Here is a 15,251-nt window from a genome sequence, read left to right as displayed (position 1 = left end):
TTATGACCCTTCCTTTCTCATCCAGGAGAAAGATGCACGATAAATCATCTTGAAGATGATATCCATGATCAATCCCATGAGACCGATAATCAGGATTCCCACGATGATCTTGTCAGGCTTGAGGAAGCGCGAAGCTTGCATGATCATGTAACCAAGCCCCTCGGATGCCCCGACCAGCTCCGCTACGACGAGATAGGTCCACGCCCAGCCAAACGTAATGCGCAACGTGTCCACGATCCCTGGCATCGAAGCCGGCAGGATCACGCGTCGAAACAGCTGCAGCTTTTTCGCTCCCAAGGTATAGGATACCTCGATCAATTCGTTCTGCACGTTCTTAGTGACGTCCATCACCATCAACGTCAGCTGAAAGAAGGTTCCGAAGAAGATAACGGCCATCTTCTCCCCTTCGCCCAACCCGATCCACAGGATAAACAGCGGAATAAAGGCGGAAGCCGGCATATAACGGATAAAGCCGATAATCGGTTCAAAGGCTCCTTCCATAATCCGCAGCGAGCCCATCAGCATGCCAAGCGGCACTCCGATCAAGGCCGCCAGTATAAATCCGGAGAGGACGCGGGAGAAGCTTATCCCGATATCGCCAAGGATTTCACCGCTTTGGAACATGGAAACGGCTGTAGTCACGATCTTGTCAGGTGCTGGCAGGAACAGCGCGTTTACAAACCCCCCGTACGTGAGCACGGACCAGACGAGCAACAGCAAGAGAAACGTAGCAATCCCCGCCCCGGAATACAAAGGTTTGGCGATCTCCTTCTTCGGGGTAAAGACATTCTTCCACATCTGTCATCCCTCATTTTTCCAAAAAATAATAGTCTCCCGTTCTATTCGCGCCGTCCTGGTGATCTGCCCAGGCGGCATGAGAAAAGGAGGCCCAGTGGGGCACTCCTCTACAGTCCGGCAACAAACGTTGGATTCAGTACATCTTCCACTTTAGGAGCCTGATCAATCAGCTTTTGCTCGAGATAGAAGTCGATTGCGTTCTGAGTGGATTGATAGATATTTCCTTGCTTGTCAGCAGTACCAAAGAGTTCCTTGTTCTCTTCCTTGTGCAGGAATTTCAAGCCTGGAACCGTACCTGTGAACTCTGCCAAATCGATTTTCAGACCTTTGGCCATGATTTCGTTGGACTCGTCTGCGTTTTCTTTCCAGTAGTCCATCGCTTCCGCCATCGCTGCGACAAATGCTTTCACATCGTCAGGACGTTTTTCAATGACGTCTTTACGGAAACCAACCGTATCCACAATAATCCCGGACAGTTCTTTTGTCGTCACCAGTACGCCGCCATCAGCCTGGGAAGCTTTGGACAACCATGGCTCCCACGTAACCGCAGCATCGACTTGACCCGCGACGAAAGCAGCCCCGGCATCTCCGGCAGACATTTGCACCATTTCTACATCTTTATCTGTCAAATTGGCTTGCTTGAGGGCAGTCAGCAAGAGCAAGTGGCTGGTAGATCCCTGTTCAAACGCCACTTTTTTGCCTTTCAGGTCCGCAGGTGACTTGATTTCGTTCTTCGCAATGATGCCGTCGCCGCCATAAGAGTCATCCAGCAGCCATACCACTTGCATCGGCACTCCGGAAGCAGCCAGCGTGACCTGTACGTCCAGTGCTGTCGCCATGCCGTCTACCTGTCCGCCTGCCAGCGCTGCCTTGCGCTCCGCCAAGCCTTCAATCGTCGACAATTCTACGTTCAAACCGTGCTTTTCAAAAAATCCTTTTTCTTTCGCCAGGAACAATGGGCCATAGCCTGTCCAGGTTGGCAGTGTTACCTTGAGCGGTGTTTTGGAAGCCGTCTCAGCAGGCTGGGCAGCCTGGTTGGAGCCTTCCGCTGGTTGGCTCGGAGCCGATGATCCAGCATTGCCACTGCCACATCCGACCAAGCCTACGCTCAGCAGTGCGGACAACAATAAAAATTTGAACTTCTTCATGGTACTTCCCCCTTATTTCTGCTCTTTTGCAAGTATTTCTCTCATGGCTGCAGCGAAGGCTTGCATTTCTTCGGGCTGACCGATGGAAACGCGCAATGAGGTCGTCATTCCGTAGCCAGCGAGGTTGCGGACAATGACACCGTGCTTCGCCAACTGATCAAACATGTAGCCGCTGTCTCGTCCTGTATCGACACAGACAAAGTTGGTCGCGCTTTTCAGGTATTTCATGCCCAACTCGTCAAACAGTTCAGCCAGCAGCTTTCTGCCAAACTGGTTGATTCGTCTTGACTCGGACACATGCTGTTCGTCGTCCAAACTTGCCAGCGCACCTGCCTGCGCGATGCTGTTCACGTTAAAGGGCGGTCGAACGTGATGGATCGCCTCGATCAGCTCCTCCTGTCCGATTCCGTAGCCGATGCGCGCTGCCGCCAGGGAATAGATTTTGGAGAAGGTGCGAATGACAAATACATTTTTATACGTTTTGACGAACTCTACCGAAGAGAGGTATTCCGGATCGTCTGCATATTCGTGATACGCCTCGTCGATTACGACAAGGACATTCTCCGGTACGCGCTTCAGGAAGGCGCGCAGCTCGTCCGCCGGAATCACGGTACCTGTCGGATTGTTCGGATTGCATAAAAACACGGTTTTCGTAGCCGGGGTGATGCGTTCGATGATCGCATCCAGATCCACACCAAGATCTTCCTTCATCGGAGAAAAAACGGGTTTTGCTCCCATCATATGCGTGGATGCCAGATACTGGACAAAGCTCACCTCGGGAATGATCACTTCGTCTTCAGGCTCTAGGAAGGTTTGGGCCACCAGGATGATCATTTCGTCTGCGCCGTTGGACAAGATGACGTTCTTTGCCTCTACGCCTTCTTTTTCCCCGATCCGTGCCAGCAGCGCATCCCCTGTGGAGCTGGGATACAGATTCAACTGGAGCAAGGCTTCTTGCATTGCCTGTACCGCTTTGGGAGAAGGGCCGAGCGGATTTTCGTTGAAGCTCAGCTTGTACACCTGTTCTTTTCCCAATGCCTGCTTCATCTCTTCGATCGGCAGGTCAGCCAATTGGCAGACATACGGCATCAGGTTCGGGTATACTTTGCGGACCATGTTCTCCAGTTTCATTGCTGTTTTACCTTCCTTCCGATTTGGTCGGCTCCCTGAACGGCATGGACCACCATGTCAGGTGTCACCGCAAACGGCATGTTCGCCATATCCTCGATCTCGACCGTCACTTCCCCAAGACGCTTCCAGTCTTCCGGGGTCAGGCCTTTTACCGCCATGTCTTCCAATGTGTAGGGAAGCTCTACTTTTTGGTAGAAGGCGATCAGCTCGCGAATCTCCTCTTCGCTTCTGCCTTCCAGCACCAGCTGGGACAGAATGCCAAAGGCAACAATCTCGCCATGGTAGGTGTCGTGGATTTCCGGGAAGATCGTCAAACCGGAGTAGATCGCATGCGCTGCAGCCGTCCGGCAGTCATCCCCGCCGTAACCGCTGACGCTTCCGCTAATCAGAATAATGCTGTCGATGACATCATTTACGGATTGATCCACCCTCCCCTGCTTGATCGTCTCGACCGCGGAAGGACCTTTCTCCAGCAATAGATGATAGAGCTCATTGGCCAGCTTCACGGCGCTTCGGTTCAACGCGGTAGGCTGACTCTTTTTTACGGATACCGAGGATTCGAACCACTTCGCCAACGTATCCCCGATCCCCGCGACCAGGAAACGATGGGAGGCTTTCGCAATCACATCGGAATCAACGAGCACGACGCTCGGCGCCTTGGAGCGATGGCTGATTTCAATAAAAGTCCCTTCGTCGTCATACATGATAGCGATCGGTGTTGCTGGCGCGCAGGTAGCCGCAATGGTGGGAATCGCCAGGACAGGCAGCTTCACTGCGTAAGCGACTGCTTTCACTGTGTCAATCGCCTTGCCGCCGCCGACTGCGACGATCACCTGCGGCTTTTTCTCCTGTACGATCTGGCTCAATCGCTCTACTTGCGACCAGGAGCACTCGCCGCCGTACCATTCAAAACCTTTGTTTTCTACTTTATCGTTGTCCAAGGAGTTCTTGACCTTGGTCTCTACTACTGACAAAGCGGTTTTCCCACCAATAAACAGGGCGCTATCGCCAAATTCCTTGATGTAGGAACCTACTTTTTCCAACAAACCAGCTTCTCGTACATACTTGCCCGGGCCTGGGATGGTATACATGCTGACATCTCCCTGTGCATTTATTCAAAATAACGTATGTTTATGCAACGATATAATATCTTATGATTTTACGAGTTAATTGTCAACTAGAAATTGAGGAAAGAGTCAATATCGTCAGTCATTTATATTGATTCATTTTAGTTCATTATTATTAATTTGAGAACTAGTGAAAATGAAATTTTATCTGGAAAAAACCTTTCATTATAAAAAGGTGCCGACCTTCAGAGTAGGTCAGCACCTGGCATGTTCTTGCTATTCGTTTTTCGCGTGCGGAAACAATGGCAGCTCCTGCAAAAACAGGATGTCATCGCGCTCGGCTGCACTGCCCTCTGCGAGAATGGCTGCACGAGCTACGACATGGCCTCCAGCCTTGTTGACTAATTCCTCGATTGCCAGCAAGGACTTCCCAGTGCTGATCACATCATCGATGATCGCAACGCGCTTGCCTTTTATTTCGGCCGCATCCGCCCCATCCAGGCAGAGAATTTGTGTCTTCTGCGTCGTGATGGAAACGACCTCGTTAATCAATGGAGACTCCATGTAAGGTTTGGTGCTTTTCCGAGCCACGTAGTATTTTTTCATCTGGAGCAGCCGAGAGATTTCAAAAATCAAAGGAATTCCCTTGGCCTCGGCGGTAATCAGCACGTCCACCTCTGGCAGCTTTTCCGCCAAGAGCGGCGCTGCAGCCGTCACCAGCTCTGTATCTCCCAAAATCACAAAGCTGGCGATGCTCAGATCATCCGCGATCTGAATGATCGGCAGCGTTCTTGTGACGCCTGCTACTTCCAATGTATATGTCTTTTCCACGAAACTCCCTCCTCAATATCTCTTACATGCCAAACACGCTAATCAACGCTCTCATTACTAATCCCGCAAGCATCCCAAAGAACGGATCAGAAATCGCCGTCACGACCATTGTCATACCGCCGACAAGAGTAGAAGACGGATCTTCGGCAGTCAGTGCAGCCATCGCATTGCCCGGAGCCGTTACGATCGCACCCAGAACAAACAGGAAACCGGCGATCGACTCACTCGGAATATAGCGGCCGATCTTTGGCAGCAAGCCCGCAAACAAGATCGCAGCCATCAGGATCATCATCAGTACACCCGATGCTACCGGATTCGGGGCACCGGAAGTAGCCGAAATGATCGCCTCTACCGGGGCACCGCCAAACAAGGCAGACGCCATATCCGCCACGCTGCTGATAATGGTCAGGGTATCAATGTTGACATCCGTATTGGCAATTTTTCCATTGATTTGTCCAAACGCAATGTTCGCACCAATGTTCAAGCAGACCATCGCCATGGCGCCGCGCCAAATATGCGACGCGAAGCTCAGCTTTTGCAGCTTGAAACGGTCATTTTCCAATGGCTTGATCGCGGTATCCTGCTTGAGGATATTCGAGACCAGGCTGGAGAGAATGACGGAAATCGTAATCGTGTACACCAGGTCTTTGGTGATGAAATACGTAAGCAAACCACTCGCCATCGAAGTGATTCCGACGGACATGTTGTTGCGGGCCATATCCCAGGATACCTTTGCCAGCATGATTCCGACCCCGGCCATCATGCCATTGGTGATGACAGGTCCGATAAAATCTACAATCTTCTCCAAAAGGCCAAACAGACCGATGACGGTCATGATCGCTCCCCCGAGAAAAACCATCGAGATCCGGTCCCGCATGCTTTTTCCCATCGTCCCTGCCACCGCAATCGTCTCAGCTTGGTAGGAAACGACTGCAACCGATCCAGTCATTGCATTACCTGCCGCCCCTACCAAAAACGCCAAGGCCGTAGGGACAGAAGCAAAACCGAGCGATAGCGCGAGCAACCCCTGCGGCAAGCCGTTGAGCACTACGCTGAGTGCCGCGACAATATCTTTCCATTCCATTTCTCTCGTTCCCCTTTTCTCTATTTCAATCCTGAAACTACGAATGAATACACCTTAAACTAACATGATTGCCGATTGATTTCAATATATTTTACTTTATTATTCGTGTTTCATTTATTTTTCAATGAGAATATTGTCGAATGTTCGGTTTTTACTCATTATTTCCGAACACTAGAGAGGATTCGCTTCCATGATCCCGTCTTGTTATAATCAGCATGACAAAAAACAGCGAAGAGGATGAGCAAGCATCCCTCGCTGTTTCATTGGAGGCATATTTATGAGGTTGCATAAAGGCGAAACGCTTTTTCGGCAGGGAGAATCAGGACCTCTCTATCATCTCAAAAGCGGATTGCTGAAAATCCTGCGCGTGCATGAAGATGGAAGCACCATTTTGGTGAATATCATCGTCCCTGATGAGATCATCCCGCATCACTCTCTCATCAGTCCGAATCCATACTACGGAACAGCGGTCGCGCTTGTGACCTGCGAGGTCGATGTATTGCCCGAGAGTGAGTGGTATCCCACTTTGCAGCAAAACCCGGAAAAATGCCTCGCCATCGCCAAACAGCTTCAAGACAAGCTGCGGATGATGCAGCAGCGAATCGACCAGCTGACAGAGGTGACTCCCGCCAAAAAGCTGGAGAAGCTGGAGCGCTGGTTTCAAGCCTATATCGCGCCAACGACGTTGACCGATGTATTGACGCAAGACGAGATCGGACAATTGATCGGCTTGCGGCGCGAGACCGTCAACCGTCTGCTCCGGGCACAGGCTGCTGCAGCTAGCAACCCTCCGTCTACAGAGTAGCCGCCGGACCGAAAAATTCCCAATGGATGTCGGATTCTGCTACTCCGCATTGCAACAGGAGTCCTTTCATCGCACTCATGAACGGTACTGGTCCGCAGAGATAGAATCTGGCGTCGGTTGTCCCCAGCACTTCTTTCAGCCAGGCAAGGTCGATATAGCCCTCTTTATGGTAGGCTTTCCTTTCTCGATCTTGCACTGTCGGTTCTGTGTACGCCCAAAATACCGAGACTTGTTCGTGCTTCTGTGCCAACTCTTCTATTATATCTTTCATTGCATGCACATTTCCGTTCTGCGCAGAATGGATGAAGGTTGCTTGATGGTTCGGCTTTTTCTCCAAAAGCGTATGCAGCATGCTGACCATCGGCGTCAATCCGACTCCGCCGCTCAAGAACACAATCGGACGGCTTTCGTTCAAATCCAGTGTAAACACGCCTGCCGGAGCAGACAGCCAAAGCACGTCTCCTTCCCCTACCTGCTTGTGCAGAAAAGTCGAAACCTTGCCCTCCGGCTGATTCGCTTGCCCGTCCTCGCGCTTCACGGAGATCCGGTAATACGGTTTGCCCGGAGCGTCCGACAAGCTGTACTGGCGGATGTGGACATTCTTTTCGCCCGGGATCTCCATTTTTACACTCACGTACTGTCCTGGTTCGAACTTCGCAATCTTGTTGCCGTCCTGCGGAACGAGATAGAACGAGGTGATGACGTCGCTCTCCGCAACCTTTTTCTCTACGCGGAAGGGGCGAAATCCTTCCCAGCCTCCCTCCTGTCGCTCCGCTTTCTCGTATAAATCCGCCTCCACACTGATGAAGGCATCCGCGATCACCCCGTACGCTTCGGCCCACGCCTGAATAATCTCATCTGTCGCAGCCTCTCCCAATACGTCCTTGATCGCTGCCAAAAGATTTTCTCCTACGATCGGATAATGCTCGGGCTTGATCCCCAAGCTGCGGTGTTTATGGCCAATCTCTTTTACGACAGGCAGAATCGCTTCCAATTGGTCGATGTGTTTGGCTGCGGCATAGACGGCGTTAGCCAAGGCAGTCTGTTGGCGTCCTTTCTTTTGATTCGCGTGGTTAAAGATATTCAACAACTCTGGATGCTGTGTAAAAAGCAATTGATAGAAACGCTTCGTAATATCGGTACCGTGCACTTCCAACACAGGAACGGTAGATTTAATGATTTGGATGGTTTCTTGGCGTAACATGGGGCCTTCCTCCTCTTTTTGTACCTGAACTTGAATCCTTGCATTCAGTATAGAAAAGAGGAGGCGTCCCCACTGTGATTGGAATCACACGAAAACAGAACGATTTGTGAATAAGGAATGCAAATTGGTCTCGCAAAAGAAACTGCCCGGGCACGTACTTCCAAAATAATAAATTTTTGTGAATTCACTTTCGTTTTGGTAACATTTTCATTCAAAAAGAGGTACTACTTGTTGAGCCCATTTTTAGTGTCCGGTACTGATACGTGTGGAGTCATGAAACTGTCTTCACAGGAGGCGAAAAAAATGGAAGAGGATCATATCAGGAAAGAAGGGGCACACCGTGAAGTGTCAGGACATTGAGAAATACATCGTTCCTTATGTTGACAATGAGATTTCCAGGGAACTGCTGTTGATCGTCGAAGCACATTTGCAAGCATGCCCGTCCTGTCAGCAATGGGTAGCCAAACTCCAAGATGAATCCGCAAAAACCCATGAGCCCTCGACTCCCTTGCCGCCAAGAAGCTCGCGCCGTCGTCGGAAAGGGAAGAACAGGCGAAAGTGGACTGCTGTGACCATAGCCTTTCTTTTGGTCGCATTGTTGATAGGAACCTCATTCCTAATCCGTCTCGGAGAGGGTCTGGGGCTGAAAAAGGCTGCTGAACAATGGTTTTCTACACCTGCAAATGCTTCTGTCACGGACCAGGGAATTACGCTCAAGATCAAGGACATTCTGGCAGACCCGTCTCGAGTGGTTGTGACATATGTGTTGGTCGATGATCAAGGGGAAATTTTGCCCGACTTGTATTTCGAGACATCAGGGCCAAATCAACTCTATGTAACCGATGAAAAAGGAGAAAAAATCGCCGAGGGTGCTGGCTTCCAACGCGGCGAGCAATATGCCGATCTGACCTTTTCGCTTCGCAACCCGCCCAACCATATCGTCGTTCACATGGACGTAAAACAGTATGGGGCCCGGGAGATCAAACCCGTTCAATGGAGTTTGAAAATACCCGTCGATATTGAAAAAAACATGGCTGCGAGCAAAACCATTCCGATCGATCAATCTTTTACTACACCGGAGGGGCTTAACCTGCATGCAAAACAGGTGACATATGCCCCAAGCGCTACTCGCCTGGAAATCGAAACAAATTGGACGGCAGAGGCGAAGGAACGAATCCAAAAGCAAGCACGTGAACGGCTGCAAATAGACCTCGACGAAGCATTTCTTCGCGACCTGTTCTCCCATAAAATCTCGTATCATATGGAAGATGAGCAAGGTCAGATTTATGCGGATATGGTACCCGGTTCGGTCAACCAGACAAAAACGGTGTCACTGGCAGAATACACAGTGGAAAACGATTCGGAAAAATACGGCTGGTACGGCTCGTTCGTTCCGTATGAAGAGAAGGGAAAGCTGTTTTTGGTGCTGGATGAGATCACGGTAAACGAACCTGCTGACATCTCACTCTCCTTTAACCCGAAAAAACTGACCCAGCAGCCGTTTCGTCAGCAAATCGGAGAGAACACCTACACCCTCTCCCCCCTTGTGCAAGAGACAGTGGAAGGGACGGGGGAAAGGGTCTGGAGGATGGAGTTGGATATCGTAGGCACAACTGCCAGCTGGCCAAAATGGTTCCTGCGGGATGACACGAGACGCTCCTATCCTGTCGCAATCGACTACCAGCGATCGCCCATCGAGGGCTCCAGTTCGGGTGCCCATGTAAAAGAAACGTTGTTGATCAAAGAACTGGACCATCTGCCTTCGCAACTGACACTCGTGATGCAGACACAAAAAAAGACCTACGATAACTTCCAATGGCGAGTGGAAATCCCGCCCGCTCCTTGAGTTTTTCGTACAAAAAAGCAGGCCCATCGCACAGGAAGGGCCTGCTTCTCTTCTCTATTCGTCTCCCCGTTAATCTCGGATGGCCGCCAGCCAGCACTTCGCTTCTTCTGTCAGCCCTGTCCAATCCCCTGCTTCGATCAAATCTTTGCGAAGCAGAGCGCTTCCGGCACCTACGGCATTGGCTCCTGCGTCGAGATAGGCTTTCGCCGTATCGAGCGTGATGCCGCCGGTGCACATGATCGGAATATGCGACAAGGGCCCCTTTACGTCTTTGATAAAGGATGGTCCCAGCACCGATGCCGGAAACAGCTTGATCATGGCAGCCCCCAGGTTGACGGCACGAAGCATTTCACTGGGCGTAAATACCCCGGGGATCACCGGGATGCCCTGATCCGCAGCATACCGTACCACTGCCTCCTCGAGCACCGGCGCCACAATAAACTGCGCTCCTGCCTCGATCGCTCTACGGCAATCCGCTACGTCCAGAACGGTGCCAGCTCCAACCAACGCCCGGTCTCCGTAGGATTCGACCGACTCCCGAATGATGGCCTCTGCCCGCTCCGTCTCCATGGTGATTTCGACCGCTTCGATCCCGCCGTCCAGCAGTGCCTGCACGATGTCATGGCTTTTGTCGTAAGGGATTTTACGCAACACAGGGACCAGCGGAATCGCCTTCAGCCTCTCGATTGTCATACAGAGTCCTCCTAACGCTCGATCACTTCGCGTGTGCCCAGAAATCCCTCTACTTCCTCCAAGTATGGCAGCCCTTCATTGTCCCCGTGTACCTGCACGACCATCGCGCCAATCGCGTTGGCAAACTCGAGCGTTTTTTCGATCGGCCATTGATGGATCATGCCATAGAGGAACCCAGCATCAAAGCCATCTCCTGCGCCTACCGTATCCACGACTTTCCGAACAGGGAATCCAGGGTGATGCAGCCATTTCCCGTCAACCAACGCATAGGATCCATGCTCACCGTCTTTTACTATGACTTGTTGGAAGGAATAAGCTTGGAGTGTTTGCAGCAATGCCTGTTCCTGCGACGCATCGAACAGAAGCTCCATTTCCTCACGCCCAGCCAGAAGGTAATCCACGTATGGCAGATAGGAAAGAATCGTCTCCCTCGCTTCCTCCTTGGACCACAGGCGCAAACGGATGTTGGGATCAAACGAGACCTTAACCCCGTGCTGCTTCGCCAATTGCAAAGCGCGCAGGATGACGGCGCGGTTGTTCTCCTGAATCGCCGGAAAAACGCCCGTGACGTGCAGAATTTTGGTTTTTGCGATATAGTCTTCGGGCAACAGGTCGGGCGTAAGCGTCTCTGTCGGGGATTTTTGCCGATAGTAAAAGGTACGACCCGCTCCTGACTCCTTCACTTCTTTGAAATTGACGGAAGTGGCATAGCCCTCCATCATTTTGACTTCGGAAATGTCAATTCCCTCGCCGCGCACGGTATTCACGATATGCCGCCCGAACTCGTCCTTGCCCAGACGGCTGATCCAGCCTGCCTTTAATCCCAATCTCGCGCAGCCCAGTATCACATTCAGCTCCGCGCCACCGATTTTGCGTTCAAACTGATTGACGAACCGCAGCGGACCCCTGCTCTGGGGATCGAAGGTAATCATCCCATCCCCGATAGTGATGATATCCATCAAGGCTCCTCTTCCTTTCTTGGTGTCCGACTTATCTGCTCATCCATCCGCCATCTACGACCAGCACATGGCCATTGACGTAATCGGATGCTTTGGAAGCCAGGAACAACGCCGCTCCCGCCAAATCGTCCGGCACTCCCCAGCGCCCTGCGGGAATTCGCTCCAAAATGGCCTGATTGCGCTTGCTGTCATTGCGGATCGCCTCTGTATTGTTGGTATCGATATAGCCAGGAGCGATGGCGTTCACCTGCACGCCCTTGGCGGCCCATTCATTCGCCAGAGATTTGGTCAATCCGGCCACTCCATGCTTGCTCGCTGTATAGGCTGGAACGAAGATTCCGCCCTGGAACGACAAGAGAGAGGCGATGTTGATGATTTTTCCTGCGCCGCGCTCTACCATGCCGCGACCGATTTCCTGGGAGAGGATAAACACTGCGTTCAGGTTGATGTTGACCACGCGCATCCATTCCTGTTCGCTGTAGTCCACAGCAGGCTCGCGATAGACGATCCCAGCGTTGTTGACCAAGATATCGATTTGATGTTTTTCCAGAAGGGGCTTAATCTGTGAGCGAATCTGATCTACCTGGCTCAAATCAATCTGTACGGTTTCATACGTGCCCCCGACTTCTTCGATCTTCGCCTTGGTCTCATGCAGATTATCGCGGTGGCCCAGCAGCAGAACATGCGCACCTGCTGCAGCCAAACCGACGGATATGGCTTGCCCGATTCCGGTGCGAGCCCCTGTCACCAGTGCGGTTTTGCCTTTGAGTGAGAACATATCCAGTACGTATTGCATCTCCATACCTCCGTTTTCCTTATTTGTCTGATGTAAATTGATACATGACTTTGACGGCATCTGTATGACTGGTCAACAAATCAAAGCCTTTCTTCGCCTCGTCCGGCGACAGCACATGTGTGATGATCTTTTCAAAATCGCGCTGCTGCACCAAAAGCTGTGCCGCCAACTCAAAATCCTTGTCGGTATAGACGCGGACGAAGCGCATCGTCAGCTCCTTGAACATGCCTTTGAGCAAATCTACCTCTGTCGGCTTTTTATAAGCGGCCACAATCACGATGGTACCTCGCACCTTCACGATATCCGTGAGCAGCGGCACGACGGAATGGTGACCCGCGCAATCAAACACAAAGTCGGCCCCGGTGCCGTTCGTTTGCGAGAGGACGACTTCCCGGACGTTTTCCTGCTGTGGATGGATCGTAGAAAAACCAAGCTCCTTGGCTTTTTGCAATCGAAGCTCGTTGGTCTCCACGATCGTCACTTGTGATGCCCCTGCGCTTCTCAGAGCCAAGGCGACGCACAGTCCGATGGTCCCCGCTCCAAAGACGACGACATGATCGCCCGGTACATACCCGCCTTGTCTTACTGCGTGCATGGCGACTGCTACAGGCTCGACCAATGCCCCCATGGCAAAAGACAAGCCCTGCGGCAGCGGCACTACTCGTTCGACAGGCGCCGCCACATACTCTGCCATCCCTCCGTCACAATCGATGCCGACCAGCTGCAAGGATTCACATACATGGCTTTGTCCTGTGGTACATGGAATGCAGGTGCCGCAATTGAGCAAGGGATTGACGGTTACCGGCGTTCCCTCCGGCAGCGTCGGATGACCGGAGGCGATGGTTCCCGAAAATTCATGCCCCATCACCAAAGGCGCTTTTGCCCGCGGGTGGCTGCCTGCATAGATATTCAAATCGGTTCCGCAGATGCCTACATGGGAGGTCTTGATCAAGGCCCATCCTTGCGGCACCTCCGGCATTTCTTTTTCTCGCAAGGAAACGGTTTGCGTCGCTTCGAAGACAATGGCTTTCATCTAAACACTTCCTTGAAATGGTTTCATGGATCTACAGCCCCAGCAGCTTCGGTATGAACAGCGACAATTGCGGGATATAGGTGATCAGCATCAGGACCACGACCGTCACGGCGAAGAAAGGAAGAAGCGGACGGATGACGTTCTCAATCCGCAGATTGGCCACTTTCGTTCCCACGAACAGGACGGGACCGACTGGTGGTGTGATCGTCCCAATGGACAGGTTGAAGACCACCATGATTCCAAAATGCACCGGATCGATGCCGAAGCTTTGTGCAATCGGCCAAAAGATCGGGGTGAAGATCAGAACGGCCGGGGTCGGGTCCATAAACGTCCCTACAATCAGCAGCACAATATTCATAATCAAAAGAATCACGAAAATATTGTCCGTCATTCCGAGCAGACCGCTCGCAATCATGTTTGGAATGTTCGTGAACGCCATCACCCACGACATAATGGAAGAAACACCGATCAAAAAGATCACGATCGCTGTAGTTTTGGTTGATTCCAGCAAAATGCGAGGCAAATCCTTCAGCTTGATCGTCCGGTACAGAAACGACAGCAGCAAGGAGTACACGACAGCAATGGCTGAACCTTCCGTTGCGGTAAAGACCCCGCCAATGATCCCGCCGATGACGATGACAATCAGCAGCAGACTTGGGATTGCATCCCAAAAGACTCGCAATGCCTGCTTGAGCGTCACCCCTCCCTCGCTTTTATATCCAAAACGTCTGGCAAGGAAAAACACGACGATCATGCAGCCAATTCCCCACAAAATTCCGGGTATGTAACCGCCCATAAACAGTGCAGCAATCGAGGTTCCGCCACTGACCAGCGAATACACAATCAAGGTATTGCTCGGGGGGATCAGCATTCCCGTCGGGGCAGAGGCAATATTGACCGCTGCACTAAACTCTCTTCTGTAGCCTTCCTTTTCCTGCAAAGGGGTCATGGTCCCGCCGACGGCTGCCGCTGCTGCGACAGCCGAACCGCTGATGGAGCCAAACAGCATGTTGGCGACGATATTCGTATGGGCGAGTGAGCCTGGCAATCGGCCGCTTAGCACTTTGGCGCAATTGACCAGCCGGATGGCTATCCCTCCGTTGTTCATGATCACCCCGGCCAGGATGAAGAAGGGAATAGCCAAGAGGGCGAACGAGTTCATCCCTGTAAACATGCGTTGGGCGGAAGTCAGCAAGGCATTGTCCACTTCCAGTATGGAGAACATCGCCAGAACCGAGGCAATCCCGACACTGATACTGATGGGCGCCCCGATTACCAGCAGGATCGCTACTCCGAAAAACAAAATCATCGCAGCCTGAACAGCAACGTCCATATATGTTTAACTCCCTTCCTGCACCTGGTGCTGCCCGGCTTTATTCTGTGTCAGAACCTGATACACATTGTGGATGCAATAAAAGATCGTGAAGCACCCGCTGATCGGCAATGCAGCGTACAGATACCCGACCGGTATTTGCAAAGCCGCAGACAGCTGTGTCCAGGCCAGGCTCGTCGCTTTGAACCCGCCAACCAACAGAACAAGTGCTGCAAATACGATGATCACGACCTGGATCAATACCTCTGCCCCTTTATTCATGCCGGCAGGGAACCTGTCTTTCACAAATTCAATGGCCATATGCCCGTTTTCCCCGAAAACATAGGCAGAACCAAAGAGAACCAGCCAGACAAAGCAGTATTTTGCCAATTCCTCGGAAATGACGCTCGGGTCATGGAAGACGAACCGGGTCACCACTTGCCAAGTTACCAACAACACGAGATAACCAAACAATCCGATGCAAAACGCTGCCAATATTTTGTCCAATCCCTTTTTCAAAGCTCCCATCCCAATCACTCCATCC

Annotated in this window: 15 protein-coding genes; 2 read left to right on the top strand and 13 right to left on the bottom strand. The window is 51.7% G+C overall.

Going from position 1 to position 15,251, the window contains the following annotated elements:
- The 6 genes from EDM58_RS05930 to EDM58_RS05905 all read right to left on the bottom strand — a co-directional run bounded on the left by EDM58_RS05930 (position 1) and on the right by EDM58_RS05905 (position 6,059).
- Positions 1-798 carry an ABC transporter permease gene (locus tag EDM58_RS05930; RefSeq protein ID WP_023559180.1) on the bottom strand — a complete coding sequence of 266 codons (798 nt, stop codon included), beginning with the start codon at positions 796-798 and terminating at the stop codon, positions 1-3.
- Between the two features lie 107 nt (positions 799-905).
- Positions 906-1,946 (bottom strand): ABC transporter substrate-binding protein, encoded by a 1,041-nt coding sequence (locus tag EDM58_RS05925; RefSeq protein ID WP_122912538.1) that lies wholly within the window; start codon positions 1,944-1,946, stop codon positions 906-908.
- 12 nt (positions 1,947-1,958) lie between these two features.
- On the bottom strand, positions 1,959-3,077 hold the full coding sequence (hisC, locus tag EDM58_RS05920; RefSeq protein ID WP_122912537.1) for a histidinol-phosphate transaminase: 1,119 nt from the start codon (positions 3,075-3,077) through the stop codon (positions 1,959-1,961).
- Positions 3,074-4,168, bottom strand: a complete 1,095-nt coding sequence (locus EDM58_RS05915) for an iron-containing alcohol dehydrogenase family protein (RefSeq protein WP_122912536.1) — start codon at positions 4,166-4,168, stop codon at positions 3,074-3,076. The genes hisC and EDM58_RS05915 overlap by 4 nt, the downstream gene beginning before the upstream one ends.
- Positions 4,169-4,420: 252 nt before the next feature.
- Positions 4,421-4,975 carry a phosphoribosyltransferase family protein gene (locus tag EDM58_RS05910; RefSeq protein WP_023559176.1) on the bottom strand — a complete coding sequence of 185 codons (555 nt, stop codon included), beginning with the start codon at positions 4,973-4,975 and terminating at the stop codon, positions 4,421-4,423.
- A 22-nt stretch (positions 4,976-4,997) separates the two neighbouring features.
- Positions 4,998-6,059: a SulP family inorganic anion transporter gene (locus tag EDM58_RS05905; protein ID WP_023559175.1), complete on the bottom strand. Its 1,062-nt coding sequence runs from the start codon at positions 6,057-6,059 to the stop codon at positions 4,998-5,000.
- A 277-nt stretch (positions 6,060-6,336) separates the two neighbouring features.
- Here EDM58_RS05905 and EDM58_RS05900 point away from each other — a divergent pair, with 277 nt between their 5' ends.
- Complete coding sequence (locus EDM58_RS05900) at positions 6,337-6,864, top strand: Crp/Fnr family transcriptional regulator (protein ID WP_122912535.1); 528 nt, start codon at positions 6,337-6,339, stop codon at positions 6,862-6,864.
- On the opposite strand, the gene hmpA is transcribed toward EDM58_RS05900, so the two are convergent.
- Positions 6,854-8,068: an NO-inducible flavohemoprotein gene (hmpA, locus tag EDM58_RS05895; RefSeq protein ID WP_122912534.1), complete on the bottom strand. Its 1,215-nt coding sequence runs from the start codon at positions 8,066-8,068 to the stop codon at positions 6,854-6,856. The two genes, EDM58_RS05900 and hmpA, sit on opposite strands and share 11 nt — an antisense overlap.
- A 340-nt stretch (positions 8,069-8,408) precedes the next feature.
- Here hmpA and EDM58_RS05890 point away from each other — a divergent pair, with 340 nt between their 5' ends.
- Positions 8,409-9,914, top strand: a complete 1,506-nt coding sequence (locus EDM58_RS05890; protein ID WP_122912533.1) for a DUF4179 domain-containing protein — start codon at positions 8,409-8,411, stop codon at positions 9,912-9,914.
- Between the two features lie 69 nt (positions 9,915-9,983).
- Here EDM58_RS05890 and EDM58_RS05885 read toward each other — a convergent pair whose 3' ends face one another.
- The 6 genes from EDM58_RS05885 to EDM58_RS05860 are packed head-to-tail and all read right to left on the bottom strand — an operon-like array spanning position 9,984 to position 15,235.
- A complete protein-coding gene (locus EDM58_RS05885) occupies positions 9,984-10,607 on the bottom strand; it encodes a bifunctional 4-hydroxy-2-oxoglutarate aldolase/2-dehydro-3-deoxy-phosphogluconate aldolase (RefSeq protein ID WP_122912532.1) in 624 nt (207 codons plus the stop codon).
- 11 nt (positions 10,608-10,618) lie between these two features.
- Entirely contained in the window at positions 10,619-11,566 is a 948-nt protein-coding gene (locus tag EDM58_RS05880; RefSeq protein WP_122912531.1) for a sugar kinase, read from the bottom strand.
- Between the two features lie 31 nt (positions 11,567-11,597).
- Complete coding sequence (kduD, locus tag EDM58_RS05875; protein WP_122912551.1) at positions 11,598-12,362, bottom strand: 2-dehydro-3-deoxy-D-gluconate 5-dehydrogenase KduD; 765 nt, start codon at positions 12,360-12,362, stop codon at positions 11,598-11,600.
- 19 nt (positions 12,363-12,381) lie between these two features.
- Complete coding sequence (locus EDM58_RS05870) at positions 12,382-13,395, bottom strand: zinc-dependent alcohol dehydrogenase (RefSeq protein WP_122912530.1); 1,014 nt, start codon at positions 13,393-13,395, stop codon at positions 12,382-12,384.
- Positions 13,396-13,426: 31 nt separating this feature from the next.
- Positions 13,427-14,728, bottom strand: a complete 1,302-nt coding sequence (locus tag EDM58_RS05865; protein ID WP_122912529.1) for a TRAP transporter large permease — start codon at positions 14,726-14,728, stop codon at positions 13,427-13,429.
- 6 nt (positions 14,729-14,734) lie between these two features.
- On the bottom strand, positions 14,735-15,235 hold the full coding sequence (locus EDM58_RS05860; protein ID WP_122912528.1) for a TRAP transporter small permease: 501 nt from the start codon (positions 15,233-15,235) through the stop codon (positions 14,735-14,737).
- Positions 15,236-15,251: the final 16 nt, after the last annotated feature.

This window comes from Brevibacillus panacihumi (assembly GCF_003710985.1).
Taxonomy (GTDB): Bacteria; Bacillota; Bacilli; order Brevibacillales; family Brevibacillaceae; genus Brevibacillus; species Brevibacillus panacihumi.
Note: the sequence above shows the minus strand (reverse complement) of the source record. Positions and strands in the feature narration are given on the sequence as shown.